Annotated in this window: 12 protein-coding genes; 6 read left to right on the top strand and 6 right to left on the bottom strand. The window is 64.4% G+C overall.

The annotated features are described in order from the left end of the window. Positions 1 to 29 precede the first annotated feature (29 nt). The gene (locus V7787_RS25855) at positions 30 to 788 is read right to left on the bottom strand and encodes a DUF2076 domain-containing protein (RefSeq protein ID WP_104962605.1); all 759 of its coding nucleotides are present in this window, start codon (positions 786 to 788) and stop codon (positions 30 to 32) included. A 166-nt stretch (positions 789 to 954) separates the two neighbouring features. Here V7787_RS25855 and V7787_RS25860 point away from each other — a divergent pair, with 166 nt between their 5' ends. Continuing rightward, the gene (locus V7787_RS25860; protein ID WP_010955396.1) at positions 955 to 1,611 is read left to right on the top strand and encodes a YciC family protein; all 657 of its coding nucleotides are present in this window, start codon (positions 955 to 957) and stop codon (positions 1,609 to 1,611) included. 85 nt (positions 1,612 to 1,696) lie between these two features. Beyond that, the gene (locus V7787_RS25865) at positions 1,697 to 2,215 is read left to right on the top strand and encodes a hypothetical protein (RefSeq protein ID WP_336090070.1); all 519 of its coding nucleotides are present in this window, start codon (positions 1,697 to 1,699) and stop codon (positions 2,213 to 2,215) included. A 69-nt stretch (positions 2,216 to 2,284) separates the two neighbouring features. On the opposite strand, the gene hrpB is transcribed toward V7787_RS25865, so the two are convergent. Then, positions 2,285 to 4,813, bottom strand: a complete 2,529-nt coding sequence (gene hrpB, locus V7787_RS25870) for an ATP-dependent helicase HrpB (protein ID WP_336090073.1) — start codon at positions 4,811 to 4,813, stop codon at positions 2,285 to 2,287. A gap of 116 nt (positions 4,814 to 4,929) precedes the next feature. Here hrpB and V7787_RS25875 point away from each other — a divergent pair, with 116 nt between their 5' ends. Continuing rightward, positions 4,930 to 5,349 carry a hypothetical protein gene (locus V7787_RS25875; protein WP_014592516.1) on the top strand — a complete coding sequence of 140 codons (420 nt, stop codon included), beginning with the start codon at positions 4,930 to 4,932 and terminating at the stop codon, positions 5,347 to 5,349. A gap of 22 nt (positions 5,350 to 5,371) precedes the next feature. Continuing rightward, on the top strand, positions 5,372 to 6,244 hold the full coding sequence (locus V7787_RS25880) for a cation diffusion facilitator family transporter (protein ID WP_010955399.1): 873 nt from the start codon (positions 5,372 to 5,374) through the stop codon (positions 6,242 to 6,244). Positions 6,245 to 6,637: 393 nt separating this feature from the next. Here V7787_RS25880 and V7787_RS25885 read toward each other — a convergent pair whose 3' ends face one another. Next, positions 6,638 to 7,474: a DUF6515 family protein gene (locus V7787_RS25885; protein ID WP_064491241.1), complete on the bottom strand. Its 837-nt coding sequence runs from the start codon at positions 7,472 to 7,474 to the stop codon at positions 6,638 to 6,640. A gap of 395 nt (positions 7,475 to 7,869) precedes the next feature. On the opposite strand from V7787_RS25885, the gene V7787_RS25890 reads away from it, so the two are divergent. Both V7787_RS25890 and V7787_RS25895 read left to right on the top strand, forming a co-directional pair. Beyond that, complete coding sequence (locus V7787_RS25890) at positions 7,870 to 8,346, top strand: Lrp/AsnC family transcriptional regulator (RefSeq protein WP_003249795.1); 477 nt, start codon at positions 7,870 to 7,872, stop codon at positions 8,344 to 8,346. A 53-nt stretch (positions 8,347 to 8,399) separates the two neighbouring features. Then, positions 8,400 to 8,603 carry a DUF2788 domain-containing protein gene (locus V7787_RS25895; RefSeq protein WP_003249787.1) on the top strand — a complete coding sequence of 68 codons (204 nt, stop codon included), beginning with the start codon at positions 8,400 to 8,402 and terminating at the stop codon, positions 8,601 to 8,603. A 113-nt stretch (positions 8,604 to 8,716) separates the two neighbouring features. On the opposite strand, the gene V7787_RS25900 is transcribed toward V7787_RS25895, so the two are convergent. The 3 genes from V7787_RS25900 to V7787_RS25910 form a co-directional block, all read right to left on the bottom strand. Next, entirely contained in the window at positions 8,717 to 9,349 is a 633-nt protein-coding gene (locus V7787_RS25900) for a pseudouridine synthase (protein WP_049586600.1), read from the bottom strand. Between the two features lie 6 nt (positions 9,350 to 9,355). After that, complete coding sequence (amn, locus tag V7787_RS25905; RefSeq protein ID WP_014592520.1) at positions 9,356 to 10,819, bottom strand: AMP nucleosidase; 1,464 nt, start codon at positions 10,817 to 10,819, stop codon at positions 9,356 to 9,358. A gap of 105 nt (positions 10,820 to 10,924) precedes the next feature. Then, positions 10,925 to 12,577, bottom strand: a complete 1,653-nt coding sequence (locus V7787_RS25910) for an acyl-CoA dehydrogenase family protein (RefSeq protein WP_104887009.1) — start codon at positions 12,575 to 12,577, stop codon at positions 10,925 to 10,927. Positions 12,578 to 12,649: the final 72 nt, after the last annotated feature.

Here is a 12,649-nt window from a genome sequence, read left to right on the forward strand (position 1 = left end):
CCGGAAATGCCAGCAGTATGCCAGACCTGTCAGACGTAAGAATCGTCGTCCGAGAAGAACCCGCCGTCATCGCTGCCGAAACCACCGTCGGCGTATCCACCCTGGTCACTGCCCCAGCCACCGTTGTCAGCCACTTGCTGCTGCCCGCCCTGGTCGTTCCAGCCGCCACTGTCGCTGGCTGGCGCCGGCTCTTCCTTGATGACCTCGACCACTTCTTCCGGTTGCGAGTTGTGGTTGAACAGGCTGCTGATACCCTGCGCCAGCAGCACACCACCGGCCACACCGGCGGCGGTCTGCATGGCCCCGCCAAGGAAGCTGCTGGCCCCACTGCGCGCAGGCGCGGCGCCATAGCCAGGCTGCGGCGCCTGAGGCTGGGCGAAACCAGGTGCCGACGGCTCGCGCCAGCCACCACCGGACGCTACAGGGGGCGCCGAAGGACGCTGTGGCTGCACCGCCGGGGCTGCGTTGCGCCCACCCGAACCAAAGATGCTGGACAAGAAACCACCCCCGCCATTGCTCGGCGCACTGCTGGCGGCTTGTGCCGCCTGAGCCTGGGCACGGGCCTGCTGCAGCTCGGCTTGCAGCTGCTTGTTCTGTTCGTCGAGGCGCTTGATCGCGGCCTCCTGTACCAAAATCGCCTGGGCCATGTAGTAAGGCGCCGCCGGTTGCTGACGCACGTGCTGCTCGATGCACGCCTGGGCTTGCGCGTCACGCGGCTGGCTTGGGTCTTCGGCTTGCTTGAGGCGGCCGAACAGGCCGTCGATCAGGGTTTGTTCTTCAGTGTTCATGGGCGACCTCGTGGGGTAGCGGGACATCGGACAGCGTCAAAGATGGGGCGTACAGGCGCGGGATTCAATCACTGCTGCGGTGAAACTTTTTTCAGCAAGTGACAGCTCCAGGCCTGCTTTGGGCTAAAGTTAGGCCCCTGTTTTTACTGCCATGCGATGTTGACTGATGAATCCGCTGAGCGTTCTGCGTGACTCCCTGTACTTCTTCCGCCGTCACCTGCCAAACATCCTCCAGCTGTGCCTGCCGCTGGTGGTGGTGGAAGCCCTGCTCACCCAATTGCTGGACCGGCAGCTGGGCGACCAGGCATCACCGGCCTACGGCATGCTGGTCAGCCTGTTGTTCTACCCGCTGTACAGCGCAGCCCTGATCCTGTACCTGGACACACGCAGCAACGGCCAGGAAATCGCCAAGCGCGACCTGTTCGCCCGCGCCCTTCAACTGTGGCCGCAACTGGCCCTGCTGATCCTGATCAGCTCGCTATTGATCATGGCCGGCCTGGCGCTGTTCATCTTCCCGGGGGTGTGGATCATGATCAACCTGGTGTTCGCCGAGTACCTGCTGGTACTGCGCGGCCGGCCGGTGGTGCAGGCGATGCGCGAAAGCGCAAGCATGACCACCGGGCATTTCATGCGCATCATGATCTGCGTTTTAGGCGTGCTGGCACCGATCTGGCTGATCGACGGGCTGCTGTTGATGGCCTTCCCCGAGCCATCACCTGGGATGGAACTGGCCATGGACAGCCTCAGCGGCTTCCTGCAGCTGTTCAGCACCGTGGTGCTGTACCGCCTGTTCATGTTGCTGGAAGGTGAAGCCAGCACCTGAGGCCACCGGGGAATGTTTTCGGCCTGCCGGCTGCCCAGCCCTGGCGCCAGAGTGCACATCCTCAATGCTATTCAAGGAGTGCACCATGAACGAAACCATTCAGGCCGGGTACGCCAGGTCTTTTCGCGGCAAGCTGTACATGCGCACCGTCGACCGGGACATCCCGCTACGCCTCAGCCGCAGTACAGACAAGTTCGGCTGGGGCATTACCCCTGAGGATGACTGGTTGCAGGCGGGGGGAAGGCAGGACTCCCCGGTGATGGACTTTCATTACCACTCGCGGACCAACGATCGCCTGCACTACCGCATCAGCATGCCAGGGCGCCCGGAGACCAAGAAACTAGGGGTCAGCCGCAATGGCTATCTGGGCTTCTACTGGCATGCAGACGTTAGCGAATACTGGAAAATCGAGCCGCTGGCGCTGACAGATGAAGGCCTTGTCTGCCATCTGCGCGACCAGCGGGGCTACAGGGTCGGCGCCCTCCCGGATACGCCGCACAGGAGTGGGGAGTGGGTAGCCTGGCTCAACGTCGAGGAAGGCGAAGTGATCACGTTCCTATTGAGGCAGGCAGATCGAGCTTCACTGGCGGGGGCAATACGATGAATGGCACGACCACTGACACGTCGTGGCCAGCGCATGATTTTTTCGGCCTGCCGCACTCAGTGGTGTGCATCAGCTCCCTCTCGGCTTGGCCCTGGCGGTAGCCTCGGCCACCAGAGGGTCGTCCGGCCAGTAGTGCTTCGGATATCGCCCTTTCAGGTCTTTCTTCACCTCGGCATAGGTCGTGCGCCAGAAACTGGCCAGGTCCTGGGTCACCTGCACCGGCCGACGCGCCGGTGACAGCAGGTGCAGCTTGACCTGCTGCCGGCCATTGGCGATGCGCGGGGTGTCGGCAAGGCCGAACAGTTCTTGCAGACGCACGGCGAGAATCGGCGGGGTTTCGCTGTAATCCAGGCGGATGTTCGAGCCGGACGGCACGGCCAAATGCGCCGGAGCCTGTTCTTCCAGGCGTTGCGGCAGCGGCCAGGGCAGCAGGTTGCGCAGCATCGACGGCAAGTCCAGCGCGGCAAAGTGGCTGAGGCGCGATACTTTGCTCAGGTAAGGCTGTAACCAGTCTTCCAGGCTGGCCAGCAGCGCCTCGTCCCCCAGATCAGGCCATTCGCTGTGGCCATCCTTCTGCAGGTCGAGCTGACGCAGCAGCGCAACACGTGCCTGCCATTGCCGCAGTTCCGGCGTCCAGGTCAGCAGGTTCAAACCTTTGCGCCGGACCAGGCCAAGCAGCGCCCGGGCCCTGGCTTCGTCATCCAGCCTGGGCAGCGGCTCACGGCTGAGGACCAGTTCGCCAACCTTCACCTGGCGCTCGGCGCGCAACACCTGCTCGCGCTCGTCCCAATCGAGGATATCGACCCTCTCGACCTGCTCGGCCAGTACACCCTCGAGCAACGCCGGATCGAATTCGGCTGCCAGATAGATCCGCTCCTCACGCTGCCCCTGGCGGCTACCCAGGTCGGCGATCACCAGCCATGGGCACTTCATCAATGCATCGACTTCGCCAAACAGGGCCGCACGGCCGTTGGCGAGCCGATACTCCGCCCCACCCGCCCGGCGCTGCTGGGCGACCCGGTCAGGGTAGGCCAGCGCCAACAGGGCGCCCAGCCAGCGTGGGTGGTCCGGGTCGGCGACCGGCGCACCGACCTTGCCACGCAACAGGCCACGGTACTGCCGGGCCAGCTGACGAGCACGCTGCACACCCCCCTGGCCGCCACGCGCAGCCTTGCTCTCACCGCTGACCAGCGCAAGCCGGCTGTGCAAGTCGGCACCACCGCCACGCTGAATGTCCCGCTCCCCCAGCAGTGCAGCCACATCGCATGCCATCTGTGCCAGGCCCAGGTCCTGGCCGCGCAGCAACAAGTGCGCGATGCGTGGGTGAGCCGGCAGTTCGGCCATGGCCTGGCCATGTTCGCTGAGGGTGTCGCGGCTGCCCGGCTTGAAGGCGCTGAGTCGCGCCAACAGGTCCTGTGCCTGGGCGAACGCTGCAGCCGGTGGCTGGTCGAGCCAGCGCAACTGCTCGGGCGTTACACCCCAGCGCGCCAGCTGCAGGGCCAGCCCGGCCAGGTCGGCCTGGAGAATCTCGGCACTGCCATGGGCGGCCAGCTGGTCATGCTGGGCCTCGGACCAAAGGCGGTAGCACACGCCGGGCTCCAGGCGGCCGGCACGCCCCGCGCGCTGGGTGGCGCTGGCGCGGGAAATGCGCTGGGTGTCCAGGCGGGTCATGCCGCTGCCGGGGTCGAAGCGCGGCACCCGGGCCAGGCCTGCGTCGATCACCACGCGCACGCCATTGATGGTCAGGCTGGTTTCGGCGATGTTGGTGGCCAGCACCACCTTGCGCAGGCCCTTGGCCGGCGGGTCGATAGCGGCGCGCTGGGCATTGAGGTCGAGCTCGCCATGCAGCGGGCACAGCAGAATCTCGGGGCGCGTCCCCAGCGCCTCCTGAAGGCTTTGGTGAACCCGGCGGATCTCGGCTTGCCCAGGCAGGAACACCAGCACGCTGCCGGCCTGGTCAGCCAGCGCATGCAGCACGCAGTCCACCACCCGTGGCTCGATGAACTCGCCTGGCTGAAACGGCCGCCCCCAGCGGATATCCACCGGATGCATGCGGCCTTCGCTGCTGACCACCGGGGCATCGTCCAGCAACCGCGACAGGCGCTCGCCTTCCAGGGTGGCGGACATCAGCAGAATCTTCAGTGGCGGGTCGTCACGCAGCAACTCGCGGCCGTTAAGGCTCAGCGCAAGTGCGAGATCGGCATCCAGGCTGCGCTCGTGAAATTCGTCGAAGATCAGCAGGCCCACACCTTCCAGCGCCGGGTCGGCTTGCAGGCGGCGTGTGAGGATGCCTTCGGTCACCACTTCGATACGGGTTTTCGGCCCGACCTTGCTGTCCAGACGGATGCGGTAACCCACCGTTTCCCCAACCTGCTCGCCCAGCTCACTGGCCAGCCGTTCGGCCGCTGCCCGCGCAGCCAGGCGCCGTGGCTCGAGCATTAGGATGCTCTGCCCGGCCAGCCACGGTTCGTGCAGCAGCGCCAGTGGCACGCGGGTGGTCTTGCCAGCGCCAGGCGGCGCTTCAAGCACCACTTCGTCACGGTTTTCCAGAGCCTGGCGCAGGGCGGGCAAGGCAGCATCAATGGGTAATGAAATCATGGTGGTCCTCGAACAGTGTCGCGAGTATAACGGCGAACCCAGCCTGCTCTATCATGGTCTTAACATCAGGTGCAGGCGCTTCGCTTGTCCTGCTGAACACCTTTTCGGAGATTTACATGCGTATCTCGACCCGCGTCATCGGTGGCGCCCTCATCGCCACCCTGCTGACCCAACTGACGGCCTGCGGCACCATTTTCTACCCGGACCGGCGCGGCCAGATCGGCGGCAAGATCGACCCTGTGGTTGCCGCCATGGATGCCATTGGCATCCTGTTCTATGTAATCCCGGGGCTGATTGCCTTCGGTATCGACTTTGCCACCGGCGCCATCTACTACCCAGGTGGCCGCACTGCCCAGGTTGACCCGGCCAAACTGCAGGAAGCCGTCAGCCCCGATGGCAAGGTCGACAACCTGAAGTTGCAGGCCATTCTGGAAAGCGAACTGGGCCAGCGCCTGCCGCTGAACGACCCACGGCTGATCCAGCACCGCGGCAGCATCGAACAACTGGCCAGCCTGGGCCTGGTCCCGGCAGCCTGAGCCACAAGGACACTGACCACGGATGATCACTACCCCGGCTGAACACCAGCGCCTGCTCCGCCTGGCCACGCGCGCTTCACTGGCGGTGGCCGGCATCCTGGTGCTGAGCAAGGCGCTGGCCTGGTGGCTGAGCGGGTCGGTGAGCTTGCTGGCCGGGCTGACCGACTCGGCACTGGACGCCGTGGCCTCGTTCCTCAACCTGCTGGCGGTGCACTATGCCCTGCGCCCGGCCGACGACGATCACCGGTTCGGCCATGGCAAGGCCGAGGCCTTGGCCGGTATGGCGCAGGCGCTGTTCATCGGTGGCAGTGCGGTGCTAATCGGTGTACAGGCGGTCGAGCGCCTGTACACCCCGCAACCGCTGGGTGATACCTCCATCGGTATCGCGGTGATGCTGCTGTCGCTGGTGCTGACGGTCGCCCTGCTGGCGCTGCAGTACAAGGTCATCCGGCTCACCGGCTCCACTGCGGTACGGGCAGATTCCCTGCACTACCGTTCTGACTTGTTGCTCAACGGCAGCATTCTGCTGGCCCTGTTGCTGACGCGTTTTGGCTGGCCGCAGCTGGATGCGCTGTTCGGCCTGGGCATCGCCTTTTACATCCTCTGGAGCGCGTTGCAGATTGCCCGCGAAAGTACGGCCATCCTGATGGACAAGGCCTTACCCGGCGATGTTGGCGAGGACATGACCGCGCTGGTGCTGGCCGTTGCAGGCGTGAAAGGCGTGCATGACCTGCGCACGCGCGTGTCGGGCAACCAGTGGTTTGTGCAACTGCACCTGGAACTGCCGGGGCAACTGCCGCTGCATGAGGCGCATAGCTTGTGCGTGGAGGCCTCGCGGGTGATCCGCCAGCGTTACCCACAGGCAGACGTGATGGTGCACGCCGACCCGGTATGAGGTAACCACCCCATGCCCCACCCCTTGTAGGAGCGGGTTCATCGCGAAAGGGCCGGGGCTGCTGGCCAATTCCACCCGCCGTTTGCCGTTGCCGCCGCTACCGTATTCGCGGGTAAACCCGCTCCTACACGCGCACAGGCCGTTGTAGGAGCGGGTTCACCCGCGAAAGGGCCGGGGCCGCTAGCCAATTTCCACCCGCCGATCACCGTTGCCGCCGCTACCGTATTCACGGGTAAACCCGAGTCCATCGATTACACACGCACAGGCCGTTGTAGGAGCGGGTTCACCCGCGAAAGGGCCGGGGCTGCTGGCCAATTTCAACCCGCCGATCAGCGTTGCCGCCGCTACCGTATTCGCGGGTAAACCCGCTCCTACAGGGGTTCCGTGCAGGGCTCAGTTGATGCTGTAACCCCGACCACTGAAACAGGCCCCCAGCGCCCGCTGGTAGTGGCTGAGCACAGTGGCCGCCGGTGCATACGTCGCCGTCGCCGGGTCGAAGCCCGACTGGCTCACCGCCCAGCGATGGCACTGGTAGCGGTCCTGCTCCTGCTGTTCCTGACCCTGGCCATACATCGGATAAGCCACCACGTCATACCCGCCATTTGCCGGGGCCACCGGCACGGGCGACGGCACGCCGACCGGCGGGTTGACCACCACATATTCCTGGCTGTCTGCCAGGTACTGGTAATAGGTATCGGCCACCAGAAAGAACAGCGCACCACCCAACCACACTTCCCGCGCATAAGGCGGCAGATAACTGACCCGCACGCCGTACGGCGGGGTCACCACGATGTAACGGCCCCCGTGCGGGCGGTACCAGTAACCCCCGGAGTAGAAATAGTCAGCGCCCCGGTAGGGTACTTTCCAGTAGCGGTCAGGAAAATGATCCACCGTGTGCCCTGGGCGATACTGCGGCCCAGGCCCCCAGCCATTGCCATGGCCATCCGGGCGCCCCTGCCAGTCGCCACCGGGCCGTTGCCCCGGGCCACCGGTTTGCCAGTGGTGATCATCACCGTGGCGGCGGGGGATGTCCTGGTAATACCCCTGGCGCGGCGGTTGGGTCTGGCGCACTTCGTCGCGCGAGTTGAGCGAGCGCCCCGGTTCACTCTCACCTTGCACCTGCTGGCCACGTTCACCGTGCCCCTCGCCGGGCCCTTCAGCCAAGGCCCCAAGGCTGATGCTCAAACCCAGTAAACCAACACCTGCCAACTGCCAGATGCGCGACGTCATGGTGTTCCTCTCGGTAGAAAAAACTGCAACCAACGCCAGTCTACCGTGCCCACCACACAGGCCAATTAAAATTCCCGACATGAAAAAAGGGAGGCCACAGGGCCTCCCTTCAGGAATTGTCGTCCGTGCTCGGCACTTGTGGCGCCGGCTCACCTCACACCGTCTTCTGGAGGGTGTGTAGCCCGGGGGCCTGCAGATCCTGTTGGATGGCTGGCCGCGACCGCCCGCCTAGGGCGCGTCGCCGTGGACTGATGTCCGGGCAGTGATTCTGGTGATAAAGATACCGGACGGGTTGCGACAGAGGATTGCGAAGATTGCTCAGATAAATAGCACTTGCGCAATTTTTCACCCTGGATTGATAATTCGCAGCAATCCGAACAGAAAAGGCAAATGCCATGAGCAAACTTGACCGCTACGACCTGAGCATCCTCGCCGAATTGCAGCGCGATGCGCGCATTTCCAACCAGGAACTGGCCGAACGCATCGGCCTGTCGCCATCGCCATGCTCGCGTCGGGTCAAGCAACTGGAGGACGACGGCTATATCTCGCGCCAGGTGGCCCTGCTCGACCGCAAGAAGCTGGGCCTGAGCCTGACCGCCTATGTGTTGATAGGTATGGACCGCCACACCCCGGAGCGCTTTGAAACATTCGAGGCCGCCATCCGCAACCTGCCACAGGTGCTCGAGTGCAGCCTGGTCACCGGCATGGATGCCGATTATCAGTTGAAAGTGGTGGTGCCGGACATGGACCACTACCAGAAACTGCTTCTAGGCAGCCTGACCCGTATCGAAGGCGTCACCAGCGTGCGCTCGAGCTTCGTGCTCAACCAGGTGTTGGCCAGCACCGAGCTGCCATTGACCCACCTGCGTTAATTGCTTACCCAGCCGACGTATAATCGGACGCTCAACCCGCCTGGAGAACACCGATGGATCCCGCCGTATTCGAAGAATGGATGATGATCATCCTGGTCACCGTGTTGATCGGTTTCATGGGTTTCATCGTCTGGGACCTGGCAAAAAAGTCCAAGGCGGGTAAGTTCGGGACGCTGATCCTGTTCTTCGTGCTGGGCCTGGGGGTGCTGGCCTTCATCATCAAAAGCGTGGTGGTGGGGTTTCTGGAAGGCGTATAAAACATTTCAGGGCCATTCGCGGGCACGCCCGCTCCCACAGGTTGGGCGCTGCCTTCAAGTACTGCACCGTCCCTGTGGGAGCGGGCGTGCCCGCGAACAGGCCCTGACCTTAACTAAAGCCTGGCAGGGACCTCCCGCCAGCAACCCTGCTCCAGCCCATCCAGCGCCCAGTCACCAATCCGCACGCGCACCAGGCGCAAGGTCGGCAAGCCCACTGCTGCCGTCATCCGCCGCACCTGGCGGTTACGCCCTTCGCGAATCACCAGCTCCAGCCAGCTGGTCGGCACACTTTTGCGAAAGCGTACCGGCGGGTTGCGCGGCCACAGCTCGGGTTCTTCCAGGCGCCGCGCCTCAGCCGGCAAGGTCGGCCCATCGTTCAGCTCCACGCCATCACGCAAGCGCTGCAACTGCTCGTCACTCGGCTCGCCTTCCACCTGCACCCAGTAGGTCTTGGCCAGTTTGTGCTTCGGATCGGCAATCCGCGCCTGCAACCCGCCATCGTTGGTCAGCAACAGCAAGCCTTCGCTGTCGCGGTCCAGCCGCCCGGCCGGGTATACGCCCGGAATGTCGATGAAGTCCTTGAGCGTCGCGCGCCCTTCACCGTCGCTGAACTGGGTCAGCACGTCGAACGGTTTGTTGAACAGGATCAGGCGCGGCTCGGCGGGTGGCGCCTTGGCCTGGCGACGCGGGCCGGCGGCAGGCCGCGCCTGAGGGCGGCGCGGCTTGTTACGGGGTGGCAGTGACATGAATCCTCAGCGGAACGGCGGCTCATCGAAGCTGCGCAGTTTACGCGAGTGCAGCGAGTTGAGCTCGGTGCGCAGCAGGTCGAGGGCAGCAATGCCGATCTTCAGGTGCTGGCTGACCGCCCGGTTATAGAAGGCGTTGGCCGAACCTGGCAGTTTGATCTCGCTGTGCAGCGGCTTGTCGGACACGCACAGCAAGGTGCCGTAAGGCACGCGCAAACGGTAGCCCTGGGCAGCAATGGTGCCGCTTTCCATGTCCACCGCCACGGCACGCGACAGGTTGATCAGCGGGCGTTCCTGAGCCCAGCGCAGCTCCCAGTTGCGGTCGTCGTAGGTCAGCACGGTGCCGGTGCGCAGGCGCTTTTTCAACTGCTCGCCACGCTCGCCAGTGACCTGCGCGGCGGCCTCCTGCAAGGCCATTTGCACTTCGGCCAGGGCCGGGATCGGGATATTCGGCGGCACGACCCGGTCGAGAATGCCGTCACGGCGCATATAGGCGTGTGCCAGCACGTAGTCGCCGATGGTCTGCGACTGCCGCAGGCCGCCGCAGTGGCCGATCATCAGCCAGCAATGCGGGCGCAGCACGGCCAGGTGGTCGGTGATGTTCTTGGCGTTGGATGGGCCCACACCAATGTTGACCAAGGTAACGCCATCGCCGTCGGCGGCGATCAGGTGGTAAGCCGGCATCTGGTAGCGGTGCCAGACCACGCTGGCCACCAGGGCCTGGGTTTCGCCATGGTCCATGCCCTTTTCGATCACGACGTTGCCCGGCAGCACCATACGCACGAAGCGTGGGTCGTCACGCAGTTGTTCCAGGCCATGGCTGATGAACTGGTCGACATAGCGGTGGTAGTTGGTCAGCAGGATCCACGGCTGTACATGGCGCCAGTCGCTGCCGGTGTAGTGCACCAGGCGGCGTAGCGAGAAGTCGACGCGCGCGGCATCGAACAACGCCAGTGGCATGATTTCAGCACGGTCCCAGTCGTACAGGCCATCAGCGATGTTGTCGGTGGCCGCCGACAGGTCGGTGCTGGGGAACACTCGCGCCAGCTGCGCAGCGGTAATGCCGCTACCGGCCAGCTCGTCGCCCTGGTCGACCACATAGGGGTAAGGGATGTTCTGCTCGCTGACGCCGACTTCTACCGTGACGGTGTAGTCATGCATCAGCGGGCGCAGTTGCTCCAGCAGGTAGCCACGGAACGCAGCGGGCTGGGTGACGGTGACGCTGTAGGTGCCGGCAACCTGGACCTTGGCATAGGCGCGGGTGGTGGCGGCGACTTCGCCATGGCTGTAGTAGGTCAGGCGCAGAGCCGGGTAGCGGAACAGGTCGCGCTCATCGGTATCGGGCTCGGTACGGTCCTTCAGGTAACGCTTCAGGGCCTGACTCAGGGCACCTGTGGCCTGTTCATGCAAGGCCGCCAGACGGTCGACGGCCTGTTCGGGGGTATCAACGACTACAAAAGCGTGGCTCACACTGTGCTTCCTGTCTGGACATGCATGTGATCCATCTTGCCTGCCTTCTTGGTTAAATACACCCCCATTGATCGGTGTTGGGTTCATTCGCGGGCAAGCCCGCTGCTACAGGGGCCAGGCAGGCGTAGCCCTTGTGACCAATGCCATCACATCCACACCTCGCGGCAGCGCCCCGTACACCCGGCCACCACCGGCCAGGCGGCTGCCGATAAACGCATCACTGACGTCTGCATTCCCGGCCTCCAGCAGCAGCTTGGCCTGCAACGCCAGGGCAATATCCTCGGTCAGCTGCCTCGCGCGGTACTGCATGTCACCGGTGTCGGCAAACGCCCCCTTGAGGTTGCCGATATGCGCCGCCAGGCGCGGGTCGCCATGCCCGTCACCCAGCTCGACAAACAGTGCATCGAGTACGCCCGGCTCCTTGGACAAGGCCCGCAGCACATCCAGGCACTGCACGTTGCCCGAGCCCTCCCAGGTCGAGTTGACCGGTGCCTCGCGGTACAGCCGTGGCAGAATGCTGTCTTCCACATAACCCGCGCCACCCAGGCATTCGGCGGCCTCGTTGATCATGGCCGGCGCACGTTTGCAGATCCAGTACTTGCCCACCGCCGTGACCAGCCGGGCAAAATGCGCCTGTTGCGGGTCGTCCAGTTGCTCCAGCGCCTGGCCCATGCGCAAGCTCAGGGCGAGCGCAGCCTCGCTTTCCAGGGCCAGGTCGGCCAGCACGTTCTGCATCAATGGCTGCTCGTTCAGCACCCGCCCGCCGACCTTGCGATGCGCGCAATGGTGAGCCGCCTGCGTCAACGCCTGGCGCATCAGCGCGCTGGAGCCGACCATGCAATCAAACCGGGTCATGGCGACCATCTCGATGATGGTCGGCACGCCGCGTCCCTCTTCGCCGATCATCCACGCCAGCGCACCGCGGAACTCCACCTCGCTGGAGGCGTTGGAGCTGTTGCCCAGCTTGTTTTTCAGGCGCTGGATATAGAACTGGTTGCGGTTGTCATCGGGGCGGTGGCGCGGCAGCAGGAAGCAGCTCAGGCCTTTTTCGGTTTGCGCCAAGGTCAGGAAAGCGTCGCACATCGGCGCCGAGCAGAACCACTTGTGGCCAACCAGCTCATAGGCCTGCCCCGGGCCCGGCGCACCGACCGGATAGGCCCGGGTAGTGTTGGCGCGCACATCGGTGCCGCCCTGCTTTTCGGTCATCGCCATGCCCAGGGTGACCCCGGCCTTGTGCCGGTCGCCAACGTTGCGCGGGTCATATTCGCAGGCAAGGATTTTCGGCAGCCAGTATTCAGCCAGCTCAGGCTGCAGGCGCAATGCCGGCACGGCGGCAAACGTCATGGTCAGCGGGCAGCCGGTGCCGGCCTCGGCCTGGCTGTGCAGGTAGGTCATCGAAGCCCGTGCAACATGGGCGCCAGCACGGGGCTCGGCCCATGGCAAAGAAGGCAGGCCATGTTCGACGGCGGTACGCATCAACTCATGGTAGGCCGGGTGGAACTCGACCAGATCGATGCGATGGCCATAGCGGTCGTGGCTGCTGAACTCGGGTTTGTGCGCGTTGGCCAGGAAGCCTGCCTGCATCAGCGGGCCGCCGGCCAGGGCACCATAGGCGTCGATCCGCGACTCGGCCCAGCCCGCGCCAAAACGCCTTGACCATTCTTGCAAGGGCAGGTCGAGGCGGTACAGGTTGGCACCGTCGAGCGGCGGCGGCTGGTTGGTGACTTCGTGGGTTTCAGCGTACTGGTGCAGGCTCATCGGGGGGCTCCTGGATCCGGGTAGGCTTGAGAGACCCAGTGAAGCACTGCTTGCGGGGTAGTCAAAGGGGTA

Source organism: Pseudomonas sp. CGJS7 (assembly GCF_036961695.1).

Bases quoted from the DNA above. Each gene is read 5' to 3' on its own strand.
- V7787_RS25895 (WP_003249787.1), top strand. From the start codon at position 8,400: ATGGATCCCGCCGTATTCGAAGAATGGATGATGATCATCCTGGTCACC.
- V7787_RS25910 (WP_104887009.1), bottom strand. From the start codon at position 12,577: ATGAGCCTGCACCAGTACGCTGAAACCCACGAAGTCACCAACCAGCCG.
- V7787_RS25900 (WP_049586600.1), bottom strand. From the start codon at position 9,349: ATGTCACTGCCACCCCGTAACAAGCCGCGCCGCCCTCAGGCGCGGCCT.
- V7787_RS25880 (WP_010955399.1), top strand. From the start codon at position 5,372: ATGATCACTACCCCGGCTGAACACCAGCGCCTGCTCCGCCTGGCCACG.
- V7787_RS25865 (WP_336090070.1), top strand. From the start codon at position 1,697: ATGAACGAAACCATTCAGGCCGGGTACGCCAGGTCTTTTCGCGGCAAG.
- hrpB (WP_336090073.1), bottom strand. From the start codon at position 4,813: ATGATTTCATTACCCATTGATGCTGCCTTGCCCGCCCTGCGCCAGGCT.
- V7787_RS25890 (WP_003249795.1), top strand. From the start codon at position 7,870: ATGAGCAAACTTGACCGCTACGACCTGAGCATCCTCGCCGAATTGCAG.
- V7787_RS25855 (WP_104962605.1), bottom strand. From the start codon at position 788: ATGAACACTGAAGAACAAACCCTGATCGACGGCCTGTTCGGCCGCCTC.
- V7787_RS25885 (WP_064491241.1), bottom strand. From the start codon at position 7,474: ATGACGTCGCGCATCTGGCAGTTGGCAGGTGTTGGTTTACTGGGTTTG.
- V7787_RS25860 (WP_010955396.1), top strand. From the start codon at position 955: ATGAATCCGCTGAGCGTTCTGCGTGACTCCCTGTACTTCTTCCGCCGT.
- V7787_RS25875 (WP_014592516.1), top strand. From the start codon at position 4,930: ATGCGTATCTCGACCCGCGTCATCGGTGGCGCCCTCATCGCCACCCTG.